This window comes from Mycobacterium sp. NGS17 (assembly GCF_059813205.1).
In genome coordinates this window covers 144,547-165,158 of sequence record NZ_JCALED010000003.1, presented here as the reverse complement: position 1 = coordinate 165,158, position 20,612 = coordinate 144,547, and the positions used below count along the sequence as shown (strand labels likewise).

Here is a 20,612-nt window from a genome sequence, read left to right as displayed (position 1 = left end):
CACATCTCTCCTGCCGTCGTTGCGTGCGCGCCCACCCTAGTCCGTTTCGGACGGCTCTCGCAGGACGCGGTCAGTGCGCACCGGCGAGGTTCAGCGTGACCACGCCGGCGATGATCAAGCCGACCCCGACGATCTTGGACAGCGATATCGAGGAGCCGAGAAACAACACGGCGATCAACACGATGAGGGCGGTACCGATGGCCGACCACAACGCGTAGGCGACGTCGGTCTGCATACCGCGCGAAATCGACACCGCCAGCAGCGCGAACGAGACGGCATAACCGATCAGGCACACCACGGTCGGCCACAGGCGGGTGAAGCCTTCGGTGCCCTTGAGCATGCTGGTCGCTATTACCTCGGCGAATATCGCGCCGAGGAGAAACAGATAGGTCACAACGCCTCCTTGCCTGCCTGGGCACACGTACGTATTTACCTGACGGTGCGTCGAATGGCGTCGTCTCCGCCGATCGCCCGGGTGGCAACCGTAACCTTGCCAGCGTGACGACGAACCTCGACCAAAGACTGGCCTACTACGCCCCGGCCGTACTGAGCCTGTTTCGGTGCGTCTACGGTTTGCTCTTCGCCGCATACGGGTCGAGGAGCCTCTTCGACTGGCCCGTCCCATCGCCCGTTGTCGTCGAAGTTGGATCCTGGCCCGGCTGGTATGCCGGGCTGATCGAAATCGTCGCGGGCCTGCTCATCGCCGGCGGGTTATTCACTCGCGCCGCCGCGTTCGTCGCCTCGGGGGAGATGGCGGTCGCTTACTTCTCGAGTCATCAACCCGAGGCGCTGTGGCCCGTCGCCGATCCGCCCGCAGGCAACGGCGGAGCGCTGGCCATCCTGTTCTGCTTCGGATTTTTCCTGCTCGTCTTCGCCGGGGGCGGCGCCTACTCCCTGGATGCACTACGCCGGAAGGCGGGCCGGTCGCGGCTTCGGCGCTGACGAAACGCGTCGAGCCCAGACTTTCGCTCAACCGGCGATAATGGCATTCTCTGATACGGAGAAGCCGTTTTCAGATCGACGGACGGGTTCGGAGAGGCGGATCATGAGCGCGCAACGCTGCGACGGGCTGGTGGCCCTGGTCACCGGCAGCAGCCGGGGCTTGGGCAGGGCAATCGCCGCGCGCCTGGCCGAACGCGGAGCGACGGTGGCGTTGACCGCCCGCACGATGGACCCCGATCCGAAGTACCAGGGGTCGCTGAGCCAAACACGCGACGAGATTGTCGCGGCGGGTGGGAAAGCCATTGCGGTTCAAGCAGATCTGTCCCAAGCGCAAGACCGGGAACGGCTTTTCGCCGAGGTGGTCAACGGCGTGGGCGCACCCGACATCCTGGTCAACAACGCCGCGGTGACGTTCCTGCGGCCTCTCGACGGGTTTCCCGAGCGGCGCGCCCGGCTGATGATGGAGATGCATGTGCTCGGGCCACTGCATCTGTGCCAGCTGGCGATACCCGCGATGCGCGAGCGCGGGCGCGGCTGGATCTTGAACCTGACCTCGGTGGGCGGCGACCTGCCGCCAGGGCCGCCGTTTTCGGAGTTCGACCGGACCGCTGGCTTCGGCATCTACGGCACGGCCAAGGCCGCACTCAACCGATTGACGAAAAGCCTTGCGGCCGAACTGTATGACGACGGAATCGCGGTCAACGCCGCCGCCCCGTCCAACCCCGTGGCCACGCCCGGCGCCGGCACGCTGGATCTGGCCAAGACCGGCACCGAGGACATCGGGCTGATCACCGAAACGGCGTTCCGGCTATGCACGGGTGATCCGAAGACCCTGACCGGTCGCATCGCACACACCCAGCCCTTCCTCGCCGAGGTCGGCTGGTCCGCGCCGGCGGGCTGAATGGCCGAGCTCGATGCCGCCGAGCTGCGTCGGCGACTCGACGGTGCCGGCGTCGTCGACGTCGCTCCGCTGTCCGGGGGAGCCTCCAGTCTCACCTTCGCGGGCACCAGGGCCGGCCAACGTGTGGTGATCAAAGTCGCCCCGCCGGGTGTCGAACCCGTTGGGCATCGCGACGTGCTGCGCCAGGCCCGCATCATCAAAGCGCTTGCAGCGAACGATGTTCCGGTGCCGACGGTGCTGTGGGAGGACGCGGGGGATCCCCCCGGCACGCCACCGCTCTACGTGATGACGCACGTCGAAGGCGAGTGCGTGGAACCGCTGTTCGACGATTGCGCGCCGGTGCCCGCTCTCGGCGATCGGTATCGGAATGCCTGCCGCGCCATGGCCGCGTTGCACAGACTCGCGCCGACGGAGCTCGGACTGGGCGACGAACCGGTGGTCGATCCGGTCGCCGAAGTCCAGCGTTGGTCCGACACGCTGCGGACGGTGGACCCGGCGATGGTGCCCGATTGGCCGAACGTGCGCGACGAGCTGCTGGATTGCGCACCGAGCGCGATGACGCCCCGCGTGGTGCACGGCGACTTCCGGCTGGGCAACCTGCTCGCGGCAGGGTCGCATGTCAACGCGGTCATCGACTGGGAGATCTGGTCGATAGGCGATCCCCGCGTCGACGCCGGCTGGTTCCTGATCAACTGCGACCCGGACACCTACCGGCGGGTCGACCCGGCTGACGGCATCGCGCCGCCCATCGCCGAGCTCATCGAGCTCTACCGGTCTGAGATGGGTTGCGAGGTCGGCGAATTGGCGTGGTTCACGGCGCTGGCGTGCTTCAAATCGGCGGCGACGTGGTCGCTGATCGTCAAACACAATCGGCGACGCGCCGCGCCGCGAGCCGAATGGGAAGCCATGGCAGCGGTTTTGCCGCGACTGCTGGACCGCGCCAGGACCACGCTGGCTTAGCAGGGACAGCTGATCAGCCGCAGTGGGCTGATAGATTTTCGCAAATCATTCCCACCTTGTTCCAGTCGCTCGGCAAACCGTTTTCATCATCGTCGACCGGGTTGGTCAAGGTGGTCGGAAACTGTATCGGCCATTCGTCGATCGAGGGAAGGTCGGGCTGCTGACCGGCGTCAGGGTCTGCGAGCGCTGTGCCCGCGCCGCAGGTCAAAGCCGAGATGACCATCGAACCCGCGACCAGTACGCGAGCGCACCTGTGAGATGTCATTGCCCTGCTCTCCGTAATCCGTCCGGATACTGGAGATTGTCGAAACGCTGATGCCGATTCTACATCGCGGCAAAGTCACGAACGAACAACAAGTTCGGATTGCAAGCCAGCAAATTTCACGCGGCTGACTCGACCCTGCGTACGGTTTCGCCCGTGAGGCCGGTAGCCATTGTCGTCCGTCGTGCCGCCGCGATTGCCATGTGCCTCGCCATGTCCGTGATCGCGGCGCCTTCGGCCGGCTCTGAACCTCAGTCGGGCGCCGCCCCTCCCGATGCGGCGCCACCGGCCGAAGGGGCGGTGCCTTCGAATCCTCCCGCGATCCTCAACACCCCTGACGGCTGGACTCTGGGAGTGGGCGCAAAGGACGAGATGCAGGTTACGGTGGCACCGCTGACCACGGCCATCTCGTCCCGCGAATACATGTCCAGCGGCATTTTCGTCGGCTCGCTCAGAGGGCCCGAGGAGCCCCACGGCGTCCTGGAAGTGGGATACCAGATCGGCTGCGGAATCGACATGAGTACCTCCAACGGCGTGATCATGGAGGGCGGCGCCGGCATCATCCCCGGCGTCAGCCCCACCTTCGACGCGACCGGCACGCTGCCGCCGCTGCTCCCATTCGTCTCGACGCCCATCAACGGTGTGATGAGCGTGGGACTCAAGCCCGGTTTGGTCATCGTGGTGCCGGTGGTCAAGAAGCAGTTCAAGGGTGCAGATCCGTGGGTGATGATCAGCAACTTTCACGTCAAGATCGACGGGTGCGTGGGCCAGTCGTTCATCCGCTCCTATGCGGTGCTGACCCGTACGACCGACCTGTCCGATGTGGTGCTGTCCTACGTCGGTGTCACCAAAGCCGTCTGATCGGTTGTTCGCGCTCAGGGGCGGGGGATGCCGGCCAGCTTGTCGGCGAACTTGGCCTCCGCGGCCGCGCGCAACCGCAGCAGATGCTGCGAGGGAAACAGGTCCGGTGCGGGCTCACGATCTTTCAGCAGCAACCGCGCCAGCGTGACCTTGTGCACTTCGGTCGGACCATCGGCCAGCCCGAGCACGAACGACTCCACCAGATACTGTACGAACGGCATCTCGTGGGTGGTGCCCAACGACCCGTGCACCTGAAGCGCGCGAGACGACACGTCGTGCAGGACCTTCTGCATCATCGCCTTCACCGCCGAGATGTCGGCGCGAACGGCCTTGTAGTCGTTGAATTGGTCGATCTTCCAAGCTGTTTGAAGGGTCAGCAGCCGGAACGCCTCGAGCTCCATCCACGAGTCCGCGACCATCTCCTGCACGAGTTGCTTGTTGGCCAGCGGCTCACCCTGGGTGTAACGCGACACCGCACGCTCGCAGATCATGTCGTAGATCCGGCGGACCAGGCCTACGGTGCGCATCGCGTGGTGAATCCGCCCTCCGCCCAAGCGGGTCTGCGCGACGACGAAGGCCCCGCCCCGCGGGCCCAACATGTGATCGGCCGGCACGCGGACGTTTTCGTAACGTACATAACCCTCACGCCCACCGCCGGTCGGCTGATAACCCAGCCCGACGTCTCGCAGCACGTTGATGCCGGGGGTGTCGCCGGGGACGACGAACATCGAGTACCGCTCGTAGGGTGGGGCGTCGGGATCGGTCATCGCCATCACGATGATGAACGACGCCATCGAGGCGAACGATGAAAACCACTTCTCCCCGTTGATGATCCAATGATCGCCGTCTTGTACCGCGGTGGTGCGAAACACTTTCGGATCGGCCCCGCCCTGTGGCTCGGTCATCGAGAAACACGAAATGATGCGGTTGTCCAACAGCGGCTCCAAGTAGCGCTCCTTGAGCTCGGGTGTGCCGTAGTGCGCCAGGATTTCGCTATTGCCGGAATCGGGAGCCTGCGAGCCGAATACGATCGGCGCGCATTCCGAGCGACCCAGGATCTCGTTGAGCAGCGCCAGCTTTACCTGTCCGAAGCCCGGCCCGCCCAAGTGCGGGCCCAGGTGGGTCGCCCACAGGCCACGCTTTTTCACGATCTGCTGCAGCGGCGGGATCAGCGCCTGACGCACCGGGTCGCCGAGGTCGTGAGATTCCTTGACAATCAAGTCGATCGGCTCGCACTCTTCGCGCACGAAGGTTTCGACCCACTGCAGTTGTGCTGCCCACTCCGGTTCGGTGGAGAAGTCCCACGACATGCGTCGTCCTCTCTTGGTTGGTCACTCTGAGTTGCTGTGGGCCACCAGGCCGGAGTCCTCGAGCGCGGTGATGACGTCGGCGTCCCGGGCGGCGGGACCGGTCATGAAGACCACTTCTTGCGGCGCTCGGCCGCCTCGTCGGTCGCGTGGGAAATCACCTGATTGCGGTTTTCCAGTTCCATGGCCGACGCCAGGCTCGTGGCGTCGGTGTTGACTTGTAGGGCGCGCTTGGTCAGTTGCGCACCCAGCGGGGCGTGGCTCGCGATCAGCGACGCCAATTCCACCGCGCGATCGGACAGAGCATCCGGCTCGATGACCTCGCTGATTAGACCGCGCCGGTCCGCCTCGATGGCGGACACGGTGCGGCCGGTGAGCATCCAGTCGGCGGCAACGCTGGTGCCGACGATGCGGGGCAGGTGGTAACTCATGCCCATCTCGGCCCCCGAGAGCCCAAGCAGGATTGCGGCATTGCCGAAAGAGGCTGCCGCCGAGCAGATTCGGATGTCGGCGGCCAGGCACAGCGCGAGCCCCGCCCCCACGCAGGGGCCGTTGACGGCCGCGATGACGGGCTGCGGCAATGCCCGCACCGCCTCGGCGAGGGCGGCCATCTTTTCCTGAAAGCGCATCCGGTCCAGTGCGGGCGCGCTCGCGTCCAACATCGAGGGCCCGAAGTCGCGCATGTCGATGCCCGCGCAGAACCCGCGCCCGGCGCCGGTCAGCACGACGGCCCGCGCCGCGTGATCGGCGGCCAGATCGTTGAGCGCATCATGCAATTCGGTCTGCATGGTCTCGTTGATGGCATTGAGCCGCTGCGGGCGGTTGAGCCGCAGAATGACGACCCCGTCGCGGGGCCGCTCGAGATTCACGGTTTCGGGCACGGTCACACCCGCTCGGTGATCGTTGCCGTGCCCATCCCGCCCCCGGGGCGGTCGCGCCCGCGCGTGGTGCGGACGCCTTCGAGAATCCAGGCGTCGATGATGGACTCCGATCGTTGTGGTTTGGCTTGCTCCGGGCGTCACGCCGGCACAAGGTCACCTGCGATCGTAATCTGTCTCTCGACTGCGGAGAACCACCTTCTCCGGATCGGCGAAGCTATTCTCGCGTGCGTGGCGTTTGCCCGCCTTCGAGCGACAACGACGCGGACCATCGGAGTTGTCGCTCAAAGGCGGGCACTTCACACTGTCCTTCCGCGGCGCACCCGAAGGGCCTGATGGAAGCCGCGCCCGCTGACGTGGAGAAGTGTTGGCTTGCAAACTAATTGGCGCCACAACGGGACGTGCATCGCCGCGGTCGGCTCTGGCTTTCGGCGCGCAGCGGGGCCTATGCGTCCTCCTGACGCATAACCGGGCGCGCAGCGGGTAGCCGGGCGCCATGACCAAGATCGGATACTTTCTCACCTGCGAGCAATTCGGCCCGAAAGAACTCATCGACCAGGCCAAGCGCGCGGAGGACGCCGGATTCGACGCGTTGTGGATCTCGGACCACTATCACCCGTGGAACGACGAGCAGGGCCAGAGCCCGTTCGTGTGGGGGGTGATCGGTGCGTTGTCGGAGGCAACGTCGCTGCCGGTGAGCACCGCCGTCACGTGCCCGACAATCCGCATCCATCCGGCAATCATCGCGCAGGCGTCGGCCACCGCGGCCGTGCAACTCGGCGGACGCTTCGTGCTTGGGCTTGGCAGCGGCGAGGCCCTCAACGAACACATCCTGGGCGATCCCTGGCCGTCCGCCGGTGTGCGCCTCGAGATGCTGGAGGAGGCGATCGACGTCATTCGCAAGCTGCACAAGGGCGGCGAGGTCAGCCACCACGGCAAGCACTACGAGGTGCAGGAGGCGCAGGTATACACCCGGCCGGAACAGCCGGTGCCGATCTACGTCTCCGCGTTCGGGCCGCAGGCCGTCGAGCTGGCCGCCCGCATCGGCGACGGATACAGCATCGCCATGCCCGACGGCGACCTGGTCAAGCAATTCCGCGAATCCGGCGGCGGCGACAAGCCGGTGCAGGGCGGTACCAAAGTCTGCTGGGACCAAGATGCCGACGCCGCGCTGAAGACCGCGCACCGGTTGTGGGCTAACGAGGGGCTGCCCGGACAGACCTCGCAAATCCTGCCGCGACCCAAGGATTTCGCCGCCCTGCAGTCGCTGGTGCCGCCGGAGACGGTCGGCGAGAGCGTGGCCTGTGGCCCGGACCCCGACAAGCACATCGCCCAGGTGCGCGAGTACATCGACGCCGACGTCGACGAGATCTACGTTCAGCAGATCGGCGCCGACATGGACGGGTTCTTCGCCGCATGGCAGCGTGACGTCTTGCCCCAGGTCCGCGGCTAGGGTTCAGGCCTCAGCCGTCGAAAGCCGGACCATCGAACCGATCACGAGTGATGAACTCGACGACCGGCTTTCGGCGCAGTTTGGTCAGCTGCCGCGCCGGTCTGCCGAGCGGCACCACCGCGGTCACCGCGTGCGTGTCGGGAATGCCCAGCAGTCGGCGGACGTGTTCTTCGGCCGCGATGGCCATCGTGGTGATGGTGCCGCCGTAGCCCTCGCTGCGCGCGGCGAGCAAAATGTTCCAGATCAACGGGTAGACCGATGCCCCGCCCGCTATGCCGACGCGGTCCAGATCTTGGTCGATGGCGGCGACGACGGTCAGGTCCACCGAAACGACCAGAACCACAGGTGCTTTGGCGATCGGCGCGACGAACGTGTCGGGGATCTCGGTCGCGTCGATGACGTCTTGCGGAACCCCGCTGGGATGAACCGAATTCCAAGGGTTTTCACCCGCCTGCAACTGGGCGAAGTAGCGCCGAGCGGCCGGCCTGCCCAATTCGGCCAGCTCGCGGCGGACCGTCTCGTCGCGCACCACGGTGACGTGTGCGCCCTGGCGGTTGCCGCCGCTGGGAGCGAACCGGGCGTTGTCGAAAATGCGGCCCAGCACGTCGTCGGGCAACGGATCGTCGGTGAACTCGCGTGCCGCGAAAGTCGTTCGCATCACGTCGTATAGCCGCATGACGGAGCGGCCCATCAACTCGAGGACCCGCACCGCTCCAGCCGGAACGTGCGTTCGAACCCGGCCGGCTGCGTCGTCAAGGTCACTTCTACCGCACCGTTGGGGGCGATGACGTAGCGCTCCTCGACGTCGGGCCCGTCGACCCACCGGCCGACCGGCTGACGCCCCAGGTCGTCGCGGTCGTGCAGTGCGGGGTCGAAGGGGAAAAGCACCGGGTCATACGGCGTGACGTCGCCGTCGGGCCGCCCGTTGACCAGGCGGCTGCACTCCACGAACCGGAAGTGCCCGATGTTGTGTGCCGCTCGATATTTGCGTTTCACCACCAGCGGGGATTGCCCGTCGGCCGGGAGCGAAACATCCTTGCACACGATCGGGTCGAAGACGACCCCGGCGCCGGCCTCGGCCTCGCGGAAAACTCCGAAATTTCTCGAGAAGCGTTCGGAGATCGCGAAATTGGATTCCTTGTCCAGAAAGACGGCGAGTCCGATGGCCGTGGCGGCGAAGGGGTGCGGCGAGCGTTTCACCCGCTTCTCGCCGAAGGTGCCACGCAGCATCCGAGACACCAGCGGAAAGCCCCCGGCCCCGCCGACGACGTAGATGCCCGCCACCTCCGACCAGTCCACGTCGTTGCGGCCCCGCGCCGGATCGTGCAGGACCCGAGTGAGCAGCCGCATCGTCTGGTCGACCAGCGGCGCGCACACCGAGTAGACGTCGTCGATGGGGCAGGAGAATGGCGGCCGATCGACCGGGGACAGGTCGACCAGGAAACGGCGCGTCTGCGGCCCGACCGCCTCCTTGCGGGTGGCGCACTCCTCGGCGAGCAGGTCGCGCTGGGCGGTGTCGAGGCCGGGCAGGTTGGCGCCGGCGAGCACCAGCTCGACGATCGCCTCGTCGAAATCGTCGCCCCCGAGGCGCTGGATCCCCTCGCTGATGACGACCTCGTTCGCGTGCCCGGTCATTTTCAGCAGTGACGCGTCGAACGTGCCGCCGCCCAAGTCGTAGATGAGGACGTACTCGCGTTTGGCGGTGATGGTGGACCGGTAGCGGTGGGCGTATTCGAGGCTGGCGGCGGACGGCTCGTTGAGCAGCGCGACGACGTGAAAACCGGCCGCGACATAGGCATCCAGAGTGAGCAGGCGCTGGGCGCTCGACGCGTTGGCGGGCACGCTGATCGCGGCTTCGATGGGTTCGCCCGGGGCCAGGGCCACGTTCGAGTGCCGCCGCAGATCGGCCTTCAGTTGGGCCAGGAAGCCGGTGAGAAGGTCGGCCAGGCGATAAGCACGGCCCGCCAGGGTGACCTCGGTTTGGGGTCCGGCGTCGTTGAGTAATCGTTTGAACGAGCGCAGCACCGACCAATTCGAATCGTGGCGCACGGCGGCGGCCTCCGCGCCGAACCGCAGGTCCCCGGCGGCATTGGCGGCGATGAGCGACGGCCACGCATCCATGCCCTCGAAGGACACGACGGGATAGTTGCCTCGGTCGACGGCCGCGACGACGGTGTGCGTGGTGCCAAAGTCGATACCGACTCTCATCGCGCAAGTTTAGGACCGCGTCGCGTCTTTCGGCACGACCTCTTCGCGTGGCGTGCCCTCGCGTTCGGTCAGTCCTCGAAGTGGCGCTCGTAGTCGTTGCGCTCGAGCCACCACTGCAGGTTGTAGGTCCCCACTGCGAGCACCATCATCAATCCGACGCAGGCGACGCTGATGAGTACGTTCACAGCCTCTCCATTTCGCGTGCCATGCGGGCGTTCTCGAGGTAGGCGTAATGCCTCAGGTAGGGCTGCCGCGGCCGATTCGCATCAGCGACCATCTGCCGCAGCCCGGCGGCGATCCGGCTGCGGAGCGGGGAGCGGCGCGTTCGCTGGACGACGGCGGTGTCGAAGAGCACCTGCTGGGTACTGATCAGGACCGGTGCGGGTGCCGCCTCGACGGCGGGCGTCGCCGACGACGGTTGCGGTATGGGCTCGGGCGCGGTCCGGAGTCCCGTTGACGTGACCAGCATTTCGTCCACCTTCTTCGTGTCGCGGTCCCGTTGACCAGGTAGGTCGGCCGGTGATGGACTCAACGTAGGGTCGGCGATCACCATTACGCACGCGTAGTCGACTACCTATTTGTGCGCGGCGGCTATCGCACTTCGGGGGGTACCGTCATCGCTTTTGAGCGCCGACGACCCTGGGAGCCGACGTCGTCGGCTGGGCCCATTGCCGCTGCACCCCTCGCTCCGCGGCCGTGGGAATCAAGCCCGCGGGCGCGAACCGCTTCGACGGCACCGGGTCGTCCTCGGTCAGGGGCCGGCCCAACTTGCTGGCCGGTCCGCGAATCGCCCCGAGCGCGACCACGATCCCGGAGATCACCACGATGACGACGGTCGCCGCGAACAGAATCGACAGCGTGCCCTGGATGAAGGTGTTCCTGATGACCTCGTCGAGCTGATGCGCGTCTTTGGCCGAACCGAAGGCCGTCCTGCCCGCTTGCTTGGCCGCCAGGTACGTCGAGTGCTGCGTCAAATAGCCGACGGCGGGATCCGCGGACAAGATCTTCTGCCACGACGCGGTCAGCGTGACCGCAAGATCCCAGAGCAGGGGAATCCCCGGAATCCACGCCCACTTCAACTGGCCCTTCTTGATGACCACCACGGTGATGACGGTCAGTGAGATCCCGGCAAGCAGCTGGTTGGCGATACCGAACAGCGGAAACAGCGTGTTGATGCCGCCGAGCGGGTCGCTCACGCCCATCAGCAGGATGCCGCCCCACGCGGCCACCACGGCCAGGCTGCAACCCCAAACGCCGGGGCGCCAACTGGGGTTTCGCAGCTTGGCCAGCGGGCCGCGCAGGTTGCCCAGCGCGTCGGAGAGCATGAAGCGGTTGACCCGGGTGCCCGCGTCGAGGGTGGTCAGGATGAACAGCGCCTCGAACATGATCGCGAAGTGGTACCAGAACGACTTGAGGCCCGCCCCGCCGAAGATACGCTGCAGCACGTCGGCCATCCCCCAGGCCAGCGTCGGTGCTCCACCGGTGCGCGACACGATCGACTTCTCGCCGACGCTGCTGGCGGCCTGGCTGATCTGGTCCGCGTCGGTCGGGGCGCCCGGCAATCCGAGTCCATTGACGTAATGCGCGGCGCCGGCCGCGGTGCCGCCGGTCTGCGCCGCCGGCGCGTTGATGGTGAAGTACAGATGCTGGTTGATGATCGCCGCCGTAATCAGCGCCATGACCGCGACGAACGACTCGGTGATCATGCCACCGTAGCCGATCATTCGCATCTGGCTTTCCTTCTCCAGCAGCTTGGGCGTCGTCCCCGACGAGATCAGCGCGTGAAAGCCGGACAGCGCGCCGCACGCGATGGTGATGAACAAGAACGGGAACAGCGAGCCGGCGAACACCGGGCCGTTGCCCCTGGTGGCGAACTGTGAGATCGCGGATGCCTGCATCTCCGGCCGGGCGATGCAGACCCCGACGGCGAGCAGCCCGATGGCGCCGACCTTCATGAACGTCGACAGGTAGTCACGCGGCGCCAACAAAAGCCAGACCGGCAGCACGGACGCGGCGAAACCGTAGCCGATGAGGCACCAGCACAGCGTGACCGGAGAAAGTGTGAACCAGGCTGCGCCCCAAGGTGTTTCGGCGACCCAATGGCCGGACACCACCGCGAGCAGTAGCAGCGCGAAGCCGATCACCGATACTTCCGAAACACGCCCGGGACGCAGGAACCGCAGGTAGCAACCCATGAACAGGGCGATGGGGATGGTCATGGCTATCGAGAAGACACCCCACGGGCTCTGGGCCAGCGCCCGCACCACGATCAGCGCCAGCACCCCGATCAGGATGACCATGATGACGAGGACCCCGACGAGGGCGGCGGCCCCGCCCGCGGCGCCCAGCTCGTCGCGGACCATCTCGCCAAGGGAACGGCCACGCCGCCGGGTGGAGATCCACAACACCAGGTAGTCCTGCACGCAGCCGCCGAATACTGCGCCGATGACGATCCAGATGCTGCCCGGCAGATAGCCCATCTGCATGGCCAGCACCGGACCGACCAGCGGACCGGCCCCGGCGATGGCGGCGAAATGATGGCCGAACAGCACCCGCCGGTCGGTCGGCACGAAATCGGTGCCGTCCTCGAGAAACTCGGCAGGCGTGGCGTAGTCGTCGCGCGGGCGGACGATCTTCATCTCGATCAACCGCGCATAGAACCGGTACCCGACGATGTACGTACAGATCGCCGCGACGACGATCCACACCGCGTTGACCGTCTCGCCCCGGGCGAACGCGATGATCGCCCAGGCGACGGCGCCGAGCACCGCGATGACGCCGAACACGATTTTGTGTCGCGCGGTGATAGGGGAGCGGTCGATGATGGCCACGGGTGGCAGGCCTTCGTCGGTATGGATGTAGCTGACGTCGTCGCGGTGCTCTCTGACTGCCACGGCGGAAACCCTACGCGCGCCGAAGCGACTGCGCCTGTTGGACAAAGCCCGGTTCAGTACAGCGCGCGCACGGCGTCGATGGTGTCGGCTTCGGCGGGGCTCTTGTCGTCGCGATAGCGCACCACGCGGGCGAACCGCAGCGCCAGCCCCCCGGGGTAGCGCGACGACTTCTGCACGCCGTCCAGTGCGATTTCGACCACCTGCTCGGGCCGCACTCGGACGACGTAACCGTCCGTTTCGCCGATGGCGAGTTCGCTGAATCGCGCGGTCTGCCAGTCCAGCATGGCGTCGGTCATGCCCTTGAAAGTCTTTCCCACCATGATGAATTCGCCGCTTGCCGGGTCGCGTGCGCCCAGGTGGATATTGGAGAGCTTGCCACGGCGGCGCCCCGACCCCCACTCCACCGCGAGCACCACCAGATCCAGGGTGTGCACGGGCTTGACCTTCAACCAGCCCGCTCCCCGCCGGCCCGCCTGGTACGGCGCGCCGGGCGCCTTGGCCATCACGCCCTCGTGGCCGGCGGCCAGCGTCACGTCCAGGAACGCGCCCGCCTTCGCGGGGTCGCTCGTGAGCAGCCGATCGACCCGCTGCGCCGGCGGCACCAATGCGTCCAGCGCGGCCAGCCTCTCGGCGGTCGGCGCGTCGAGCAGGTCGACGCCGTCGCAGTGCAGGATGTCGAAGAAGAACACCGAAAGCCGTTGTGCTGCAACGGCTGCGGCGATGTCGACGGAGCGGCCGAATCGTGAGGCGGTGACCTGGAAGCGGTGCGGCCGGTTGTCGGGCCGCAGCGCGATGGCCTCGCCGTCGGCGATGAGGTCGTCCACCGGCAGCGCCAGCGTCGCCTCCACCACTTCGGGCAGCCGCGCGGTGACGTCGTCGAGGCTTCGCGTGTAGACGGTGACCTCGTCACCGGCGCGGTGGATCTGCACCCGCGCGCCGTCCAGCTTGGCTTCGAAAATCGTTTGCCCGCCGTGGCGTTCGATCGCATCGGCCACGCTCGTCGCGGTCTGCGCCAGCATCGGGCCAACCGGCCGGCCGACCCGCAGGGTGAACGCGTCCAGCGCCGAGGCCGAGCCGGACAACGGACCGGACAGGGTTGCCGCCGCCACCGCCGGCAGGTCCCCGCCCAGCATCGCGGCGCGCTGCACCGCGGCCGCCGGGATGCCGGCGGCCTTCGCCACCGCGTCGGCCATGATCCCGGCCAGTGCGCCCTGGCGTAGTTCGCCGCCGAGCAGCCGCAACAGAAAGGTCTGTTCGATGTCGGTGGCTGCGGCGAACAGGCCGCTCAGCAGCGCGGCGCGGCGTGCCTGCGCGCCCTTGCCGGACACCGCGCCGATGTCGGAGAAGGTGGCATCGACGCCGGAGACGGTCAGCGAGGCGTCCGACGCCGCCGGCGGCCGCGAGCGCAGCGCCGCCCACCCCACGCCGATCTGGCGCTGCCGCAACTCACCGGAAAGCCACGACACCACGATGGCGACCGCCGCGGCGTCGGGTGCCGCACGGGTCAGCAGGCCGGCGATGTGGGCGACTTTGGTCAGCCGCGACGACGTCTCCCCGACGTCGTCAGACGTCGTTGCCACGTCGAGAAGGAGCACGGTCGCCAGCTTGGCATGGCTCGGTGACAGGCCTGAGGAGCGGACACGCTAGCGTGCCTACGTAACGTTACAGATCGCAGGGATTCTGACAACCACGAAGGAGACGCCCGGATGGAGATCAGTGGGAAGAAGGTCGTCGTCATCGGCGGCGCATCGGGAATGGGCCGTGCCAGCGCCGAGCTGCTGCACGAACGCGGTGCGGATGTCGCCATCCTCGACCGCGAGGGCTCCGACGGTAAGACCGTCGCCGAGGGCGTCGGGGGTACCTTCTACCCGGTTGACGTCACCGACTTCACCGGCACCGAAGAGACGCTGCAGGCCGCCGTCGACAAGCTTGGCGGGCTGCACGTCGTGATCACCACCGCGGGTGGCGGTATCGCCAAGCGGACGCTGACCAAGTCGGGGCCGCACGACCTCGAGTCCTTCCAGTCCGTGATCGACCTGAACCTGATCGCCACCTTCAACATCAGCCGGCTGGCCGCCGCGCACATGGCCAAGAACGAGCCCGAAGACCCGGACACCGGGGAGCGCGGCGTCATCATCAACACCGCCTCGATTGCTGCCTTCGAGGGCCAGATCGGCCAGGTCGCCTACACCGCCGCAAAGGCGGGCATCGCCGGGATGTGCCTGACGATGGCCCGCGACCTGGGCTCGGTGGGCATCCGCGTGCTGGGAATCGCCCCGAGCCTGTTCGCCACCGGGTTGACCCAGGGCATTCCCGACGAGTTCGCCACGCAGCTGACCAAGGACGCGGCCTTCCCCAAGCGCCTCGGCCGTCCCGAGGAGTACGCGAAGCTGGTCGCCGCCATCGTGGACAATCCGATGCTCAATGGCCAATGCCTGCGCCTGGACGCCGGGCAGCGGTTCGCGCCCAAGTAGGCGCCCCCGATTGGGGCCCTCCCCGCATTAAGTACACTCTTTAGCCAGCCGCCCCGCTTCCCCTCGGAGCGGGGCAGGCCACCCAGCTTCAGCTCCGACGATGCGGATCGCGCGGCGGTCCGAGGGGAGCGGACAATCGAACCCGGCTGGCATGCGGCGCGAGGAGGGCCCTCATGGGTATCGCAATAACCGACGACCATCGTGAACTCGCCGAAGTAGCCCGCGGGTTCTTGACCTCCCAGAAGGCGCGCTGGGCGGCGCGATCGCTGCTCGACGCCTCCGACGAGCCACGGCCCGGGTTCTGGCCGAGCCTGGTCGAGCTGGGTTGGCTCGGCCTGCACGTCGACGAGGAATACGGCGGCTCAGGATTCGGGCTGCCCGAACTCGTGGTGGTGATCGAAGAACTCGGTCGCGCGGTGGCGCCCGGGCCCTTCGTGCCCACCGTCATCGCGTCCGCGGTGATCGCCAAAGACGGTACCGCCGAACAGAAGTCGCGGCTGCTACCCGGCCTGATCGACGGGACCGTCGTCGCGGGCGTCGGGCTGGACGGCCAGGTGCAGGTCAATGACGGCACGGCCGACGGGGAGGCGGGAATCGTCCTGGGCGCCGGGCTGGCCGAGCTGCTGCTGATCGCCGCGGGTGACGGCGTGCTGGTGCTCGAGCGTGGCCGTGACGGTGTCTCGGTCGAGGTGCCGGAGAACTTCGATCCGACGCGCCGATCCGGACGCGTCCGCCTGCACAACGTGCGCGTCTCCGACGACGACGTCGTGCCGGGCGCGCGCCAATCGGCGTTGGCCCGGGCCCGCACGTTGCTGGCCGCCGAGGCCGTGGGCGGGGCGTCGGACTGCGTCGATGCCGCCGTCGACTACGCCAAGGTGCGCCAGCAATTCGGGCGCACCATCGCCACTTTCCAGGCGGTCAAGCATCACTGCGCGAACATGTTGGTGGGCGCGGAGTCCGGGATCGCGGCGGTCTGGGACGCCGCCCGCGCGGCGACCGAGGACGAGGAGCAGTTCCGGCTCATCGCCGCGGTGGCGGCGGCGCTGGCCTTCCCGGCCTATGTCCGCAATGCCGAACTCAACGTCCAGGTGCACGGCGGCATCGGCTTCACCTGGGAGCACGACGCGCACCTGCACCTGCGCCGGGCGGTGGTGAGCGCGGCGCTGTTCGGCGGTGACGCGCCGGCCGCCGACGTTTTCGAGCGCACCGCCGCCGGCGTCGCCCGCGAGAACAGCCTCGACCTGCCGCCCGAAGCCGAAGAACTGCGCACCGCCATCCGCGCCGACGCCACCGAGATCGCCGCTCTGGATAAAAAGGCCCAGCGCGACAAGCTGATCGAGACCGGCTACGTGATGCCGCACTGGCCCAAGCCGTGGGGACGCGCGGCCGACGCCGTCGCGCAACTCGTGATCGAGGAGGAATTCCGGGCGGCCGGCATCAAGCGGCCCGACTATGGGATCACCGGCTGGGTGATCCTGACCCTGATCCAGCACGGAACCCCTTGGCAGATCGAACGATTCGTGGAGAAGGCGCTGCGCAAGGACGAGATTTGGTGCCAGCTTTTCTCCGAGCCGGACGCCGGCTCCGACGCCGCCTCCATCAAGACGCGCGCGACCCGGGTGGACGGCGGCTGGAAGATCAACGGCCAGAAGGTGTGGACCAGCGGGGCGCACTACTGCGCGCGCGGCCTCGCCACGGTGCGCACCGACCCCGACGCCCCGAAGCACGCCGGCATCACCACGGTGATCGTCGACATGAAGGCGCCCGAGGTGGAGGTGCGCCCGCTGCGACAGATGACCGGCGGCTCGGACTTCAACGAGGTCTTCTTCAACGACCTGTTCGTTCCCGACGAGGACGTCGTCGGCACGCCCAACTCGGGCTGGACCGTTGCGCGCGCGACGCTGGGCAACGAGCGGGTCAGCATCGGCGGCAGCGGATCGTTTTACGAGGGGCTGGCCGACCAACTCGTGCAGCTCACCGAGCAGCGCCCGGATCGGTTGGCGGGCGGGCGAATTCGAGTCGGCTCGTATCTGGCCGAGGAAACCGCGCTGCGGTTGCTGAATCTGCGCCGCGCCGCGCGCAGCGTCGAGGGCGCGGGGCCCGGCCCGGAGGGCAACGTCACCAAGCTGAAGCTGGCCGAACACATGGTGGAGGGCGCCGCGATCATGGCGGCGCTGCTGGGTCCGGACGTCGCGCTCACCGACGGTCCCGGCGCCCTGGCAGGCCGGCTGATGATGGGGGCCCGCGGCATGGCGATCGCCGGCGGCACGTCGGAAGTGACGCGCAATCAGATCGCCGAGCGGATCCTCGGCATGCCGCGTGACCCGTTGATCAACTAGCCCGCGCCGAATCAGGCCGGCGCGAACTGCGCCGCGCCGCCGCTGCCGCGTTCCGGTCGCAGCGCGACGGGCATCCCGCAGCTCACCGAATCCGGTTCGCAGTCAACGATATTGGCGGCGACCCGCAGGCCGCTCTGTTCGGCGAGCTCGACGATGGCAATGACGTATGGGGTGGGAATCTCCGGGTTGTACGGGTGATGGTTGACCGTGTAGGTGAACACGGTGCCCCGCCCGGAGACTTCCCGCGCCTCCAGCGTGCCCCCGCACTTGCGGCATTGGCCGCTGGCCGGATGCACCCAGCGCGCGCAGCGGTCGCAGTACTCGATGAGCAGCGGCCCGTCCGACACGACGAATACAGTACACTCAATTGATTCGATGCTTGGTCTGACGGGCGGTGTGCATGACACATTTCGAAAAAGACGCGATCTTGTCCGGCATCGGGATCTCACGAATCGGCCGCCGCACCGGCATCCCGGGCCTGGACCTGACCATGGAGGCGGTGCGCGCCGCCATCGAGGACGCCGGGCTGACCCCGACCGACATCGACGGCATCGCCACCCTGGGTGACACGCCCGCTGCGGACGTCAACGCCCAGCTGCGCATCGATGCCGCGGACTGCGGATCAGGCTTCGGCACCGGCGGCCTGCTTTCGCCGGTGATGTCGGCCTGCCGCGCGGTCGCCGAACGCCGCGCCCGCCACGTGGTGGTGTACCGGACGATCCAGATGCTCGGCGGCACGGTTCCCGTCAAGCAGGACGAGAACGCGCCGGCGCCGCCGCTGGCGCGGATGTTCGAGACACCCGAGGGTGAGCCGAAGCCGGCTGTCGGTGCGATGGACGATGTCAACGATCTGGTTGCGGCGCATGCCTATTCGGCCGCCAACTGGCTGGCGCTCAACTGCCGTCGCCACATGGAGCTGTACGGGACCACCAAGGAGCAGCTGGGCTGGATCGCGCTCAACGGCAGGCGCAACGCTGCGCTGAATCCCCTTGCGGTGTACCGGGATCCGATGACGATGGCCGACTACTCGGGCGCGCGGTTGGTGTCCACGCCACTTGGGCTGCTCGACTGCGACGTCCCGATCGACGGATCGATCGCGGTGGTGGTCTCGCACGCGGAGCGCGCCGCCGACTGTCCGCACCGCGCGGTGCAGGTCGAGGCGATCGGCGGGTCCGACGGAGCGGGCGGCTGGTTTCACCGCGCGGACTACCCGAAGATGGCGATGTCGGATGCGGCGGCGCAGATGTGGTCGCGCACGGCGGTGAAGCCCGCCGACCTCCAAGTCGCCGAGTTATACGACGGGTTCACCTATCTCACCCTGGCGTGGCTGGAAGCGCTCGGAGTGTGCGGCGACGGCGAGGGCGGCCCGTTCGTCGAGGGCGGGACGCGGATCGCCCGCGACGGGCAGCTGCCGCTGAACACCTACGGCGGCCAGCTATCGGCGGGGCGCATGCACGGCTACTGGGCGCTGCACGAAGGGTGTCTGCAGCTGCGCGGCGACGCGGGGGAGCGGCAGGTGTCGCGTCGCCCCGAGGTGGGCGTCGTCTCCGTCGGCGGTGGTCCCGTCGCGGGGTGCATGCTGCTGACCTGCTGACCGAGAGCGCGATCGAGCTCTCATGACTCAGGAGCCAAGGACCGGCCAGGCGAACAAGCTCGCTTCGATCCTCGCCCGCGACATCGAAGCCGATATCGTTCGCCGCGGCTGGGCGGTGGGCGAATCACTGGGCTCCGAACAAGATCTGCAGCAGCGCTTCGGGGTGAGCCGTTCGGTGCTGCGGGAGGCCGTGCGGCTCGTCGAACATCATCAGGTCGCGCGGATGCGCCGCGGCCCCAACGGGGGGTTGTACGTCTGCGAGCCCGATGCGGGGCCCGCCACCCGCGCCGTCGTCATCTATCTCGAATACCTGGGCACGACGCTGGGCGACTTGCTCAACGCGCGACTGGTCCTCGAGCCGCTGGCGGCCTCGCTCGCCGCCGAGCGCATCGATGAGGCCGGCATCGCGCGGCTGCGTGCGGTGCTGCACGCCGAGGAGCAGTGGAGGCCCGGCCTACCGGCGCCACGCGACGAGTTCCACATCGCGCTGGCCGAGCAATCCAAAAACCCGGTGCTGCAACTGTTTATCGACGTCTTGATGCGGCTCACCACCCGCTATGCCCTGGCGTCGCGAACGGATTCGGAGACCGAGGCATTAGAGGCGGTCGACCATCTGCACGCGCACCACTCCGCGATCGTCGCCGCCGTCACGGCCGGCGATGCCGCCCGCGCCAAGACGCTGTCGGAGCGACACGTCGAAGCGGTCACCGGCTGGCTGCAGCATCATCATGCGGGGGACGAAAGCCGTGGGCGAGAAAGGCGCCGCCGGCTCGATTCCGAGTCGCCCGGCGGCAAACTGGCCGAGATGCTGGCCGCCACCATCGGTGACGACATCGCCGCCAGCGGCTGGCACGTGGGTGCGGTCTTCGGTACCGAGACGGCCCTGCTGGAGCGCTACCGGGTGAGCCGCGCGGTGCTTCGCGAGGCGGTGCGGCTGCTCGAATACCACTCGATAGCCCACATGCGCCGCGGCCCCGGTGGCGGCCTGGTCATCGCCCGACCCGCGGCGCAGGCCAGCATCGACACGATCGCCTTGTACCTGCAGTACCGCGGGCCGAGCCGCGAAGACCTGCGATGCGTCCGCGACGCCATCGAGATCGACAACGTGACCAAGGTCGTCAAACGGTTGGCCGAGTCGGAGGTGGCGGCGTTTTTGGGCACCCATCGTTCCGGGCTTGCGGAGAACTCCCAACCAACGGCCGACGACGTGCGGCAGGCGATCGCGGAGGAGTTCAACTTCCACGTCGGTCTGGCGCAACTGGCCGGCAACGCGCTGCTGGATCTGTTCCTGCGGATCATCGTCGAGCTGTTTCGCCGGCACTGGTCCAGCACCGGGCAGGCGCTGCCGACCTGGTCGGACGTGCTGGCCGTGCACCACGCCCACCTGCGGATCGTCGAGGCGGTCGAGGCCGCCGACGAGAGCGTCGCCTGTTACCGCCTCCGCCGTCATCTCGACGCGGCCGCCTCGTGGTGGCTGTGACAGTGCGATCGCGAGCCGACGACGTGGCCCACCAGTGCGGCAAACCTAAATGGGACCCG

Annotated in this window: 19 protein-coding genes; 9 read left to right on the top strand and 10 right to left on the bottom strand. The window is 67.6% G+C overall.

From position 1 onward, the window contains the following. Nucleotides 1–70: 70 nt before the first annotated feature. Entirely contained in the window at nt 71–394 is a 324-nt protein-coding gene (locus AC5Y7E_RS08615) for a DMT family transporter (protein WP_499948503.1), read from the bottom strand. Between the two features lie 104 nt (nt 395–498). Here AC5Y7E_RS08615 and AC5Y7E_RS08610 point away from each other — a divergent pair, with 104 nt between their 5' ends. From AC5Y7E_RS08610 to AC5Y7E_RS08600, 3 genes are all read left to right on the top strand, one after another. Beyond that, entirely contained in the window at nt 499–942 is a 444-nt protein-coding gene (locus AC5Y7E_RS08610) for a DoxX family protein (RefSeq protein WP_499948502.1), read from the top strand. A gap of 103 nt (nt 943–1,045) precedes the next feature. After that, on the top strand, nt 1,046–1,843 hold the full coding sequence (locus tag AC5Y7E_RS08605) for an SDR family NAD(P)-dependent oxidoreductase (RefSeq protein ID WP_499948500.1): 798 nt from the start codon (nt 1,046–1,048) through the stop codon (nt 1,841–1,843). Continuing rightward, nucleotides 1,844–2,803 (top strand): phosphotransferase family protein, encoded by a 960-nt coding sequence (locus AC5Y7E_RS08600; RefSeq protein WP_499948497.1) that lies wholly within the window; start codon nt 1,844–1,846, stop codon nt 2,801–2,803. A gap of 13 nt (nt 2,804–2,816) precedes the next feature. On the opposite strand, the gene AC5Y7E_RS08595 is transcribed toward AC5Y7E_RS08600, so the two are convergent. Then, entirely contained in the window at nt 2,817–3,026 is a 210-nt protein-coding gene (locus AC5Y7E_RS08595) for a hypothetical protein (RefSeq protein ID WP_499920071.1), read from the bottom strand. A 252-nt stretch (nt 3,027–3,278) separates the two neighbouring features. Between AC5Y7E_RS08595 and AC5Y7E_RS08590 the strand changes: the two genes are divergently transcribed. Further along, nucleotides 3,279–3,926, top strand: coding sequence for an MspA family porin (locus AC5Y7E_RS08590; RefSeq protein WP_499948495.1), 648 nt, complete (start codon nt 3,279–3,281; stop codon nt 3,924–3,926). Nucleotides 3,927–3,940: 14 nt separating this feature from the next. On the opposite strand, the gene AC5Y7E_RS08585 is transcribed toward AC5Y7E_RS08590, so the two are convergent. Both AC5Y7E_RS08585 and AC5Y7E_RS08580 read right to left on the bottom strand, forming a co-directional pair. Next, nucleotides 3,941–5,236, bottom strand: coding sequence for an acyl-CoA dehydrogenase family protein (locus tag AC5Y7E_RS08585; protein ID WP_499920072.1), 1,296 nt, complete (start codon nt 5,234–5,236; stop codon nt 3,941–3,943). 101 nt (nt 5,237–5,337) lie between these two features. Continuing rightward, the gene (locus AC5Y7E_RS08580; protein ID WP_499948493.1) at nt 5,338–6,120 is read right to left on the bottom strand and encodes an enoyl-CoA hydratase/isomerase family protein; all 783 of its coding nucleotides are present in this window, start codon (nt 6,118–6,120) and stop codon (nt 5,338–5,340) included. Nucleotides 6,121–6,607: 487 nt separating this feature from the next. Between AC5Y7E_RS08580 and AC5Y7E_RS08575 the strand changes: the two genes are divergently transcribed. After that, nucleotides 6,608–7,564, top strand: coding sequence for an LLM class F420-dependent oxidoreductase (locus AC5Y7E_RS08575; RefSeq protein ID WP_499948491.1), 957 nt, complete (start codon nt 6,608–6,610; stop codon nt 7,562–7,564). Nucleotides 7,565–7,574: 10 nt separating this feature from the next. Here the strand turns inward: AC5Y7E_RS08575 and AC5Y7E_RS08570 are convergent, their stop codons facing one another. The 5 genes from AC5Y7E_RS08570 to AC5Y7E_RS08550 form a co-directional block, all read right to left on the bottom strand. Next, entirely contained in the window at nt 7,575–8,240 is a 666-nt protein-coding gene (locus AC5Y7E_RS08570; RefSeq protein ID WP_499948811.1) for a nitroreductase family protein, read from the bottom strand. A 14-nt stretch (nt 8,241–8,254) separates the two neighbouring features. Further along, a complete protein-coding gene (locus tag AC5Y7E_RS08565) occupies nt 8,255–9,772 on the bottom strand; it encodes an Hsp70 family protein (RefSeq protein WP_499948490.1) in 1,518 nt (505 codons plus the stop codon). 181 nt (nt 9,773–9,953) lie between these two features. Next, the gene (locus AC5Y7E_RS08560; protein WP_499948489.1) at nt 9,954–10,241 is read right to left on the bottom strand and encodes a hypothetical protein; all 288 of its coding nucleotides are present in this window, start codon (nt 10,239–10,241) and stop codon (nt 9,954–9,956) included. Nucleotides 10,242–10,386: 145 nt separating this feature from the next. Beyond that, nucleotides 10,387–12,666 (bottom strand): carbon starvation CstA family protein, encoded by a 2,280-nt coding sequence (locus AC5Y7E_RS08555; protein ID WP_499948487.1) that lies wholly within the window; start codon nt 12,664–12,666, stop codon nt 10,387–10,389. Nucleotides 12,667–12,719: 53 nt separating this feature from the next. Further along, entirely contained in the window at nt 12,720–14,261 is a 1,542-nt protein-coding gene (locus AC5Y7E_RS08550; RefSeq protein WP_499948485.1) for an ATP-dependent DNA ligase, read from the bottom strand. A 111-nt stretch (nt 14,262–14,372) separates the two neighbouring features. On the opposite strand from AC5Y7E_RS08550, the gene AC5Y7E_RS08545 reads away from it, so the two are divergent. Continuing rightward, complete coding sequence (locus AC5Y7E_RS08545) at nt 14,373–15,140, top strand: SDR family NAD(P)-dependent oxidoreductase (RefSeq protein ID WP_067354384.1); 768 nt, start codon at nt 14,373–14,375, stop codon at nt 15,138–15,140. 173 nt (nt 15,141–15,313) lie between these two features. After that, entirely contained in the window at nt 15,314–17,479 is a 2,166-nt protein-coding gene (locus AC5Y7E_RS08540; RefSeq protein ID WP_499948484.1) for an acyl-CoA dehydrogenase family protein, read from the top strand. A gap of 11 nt (nt 17,480–17,490) precedes the next feature. Here the strand turns inward: AC5Y7E_RS08540 and AC5Y7E_RS08535 are convergent, their stop codons facing one another. Continuing rightward, complete coding sequence (locus AC5Y7E_RS08535; protein WP_499948483.1) at nt 17,491–17,826, bottom strand: Zn-ribbon domain-containing OB-fold protein; 336 nt, start codon at nt 17,824–17,826, stop codon at nt 17,491–17,493. Nucleotides 17,827–17,879: 53 nt separating this feature from the next. Between AC5Y7E_RS08535 and AC5Y7E_RS08530 the strand changes: the two genes are divergently transcribed. Together AC5Y7E_RS08530 and AC5Y7E_RS08525 are read left to right on the top strand one after the other, a co-directional pair. Next, nucleotides 17,880–19,073, top strand: a complete 1,194-nt coding sequence (locus AC5Y7E_RS08530) for a thiolase family protein (protein ID WP_499948482.1) — start codon at nt 17,880–17,882, stop codon at nt 19,071–19,073. Nucleotides 19,074–19,095: 22 nt separating this feature from the next. Then, nucleotides 19,096–20,553, top strand: a complete 1,458-nt coding sequence (locus AC5Y7E_RS08525) for a FadR/GntR family transcriptional regulator (protein WP_499948481.1) — start codon at nt 19,096–19,098, stop codon at nt 20,551–20,553. Nucleotides 20,554–20,612 lie beyond the last annotated feature (59 nt).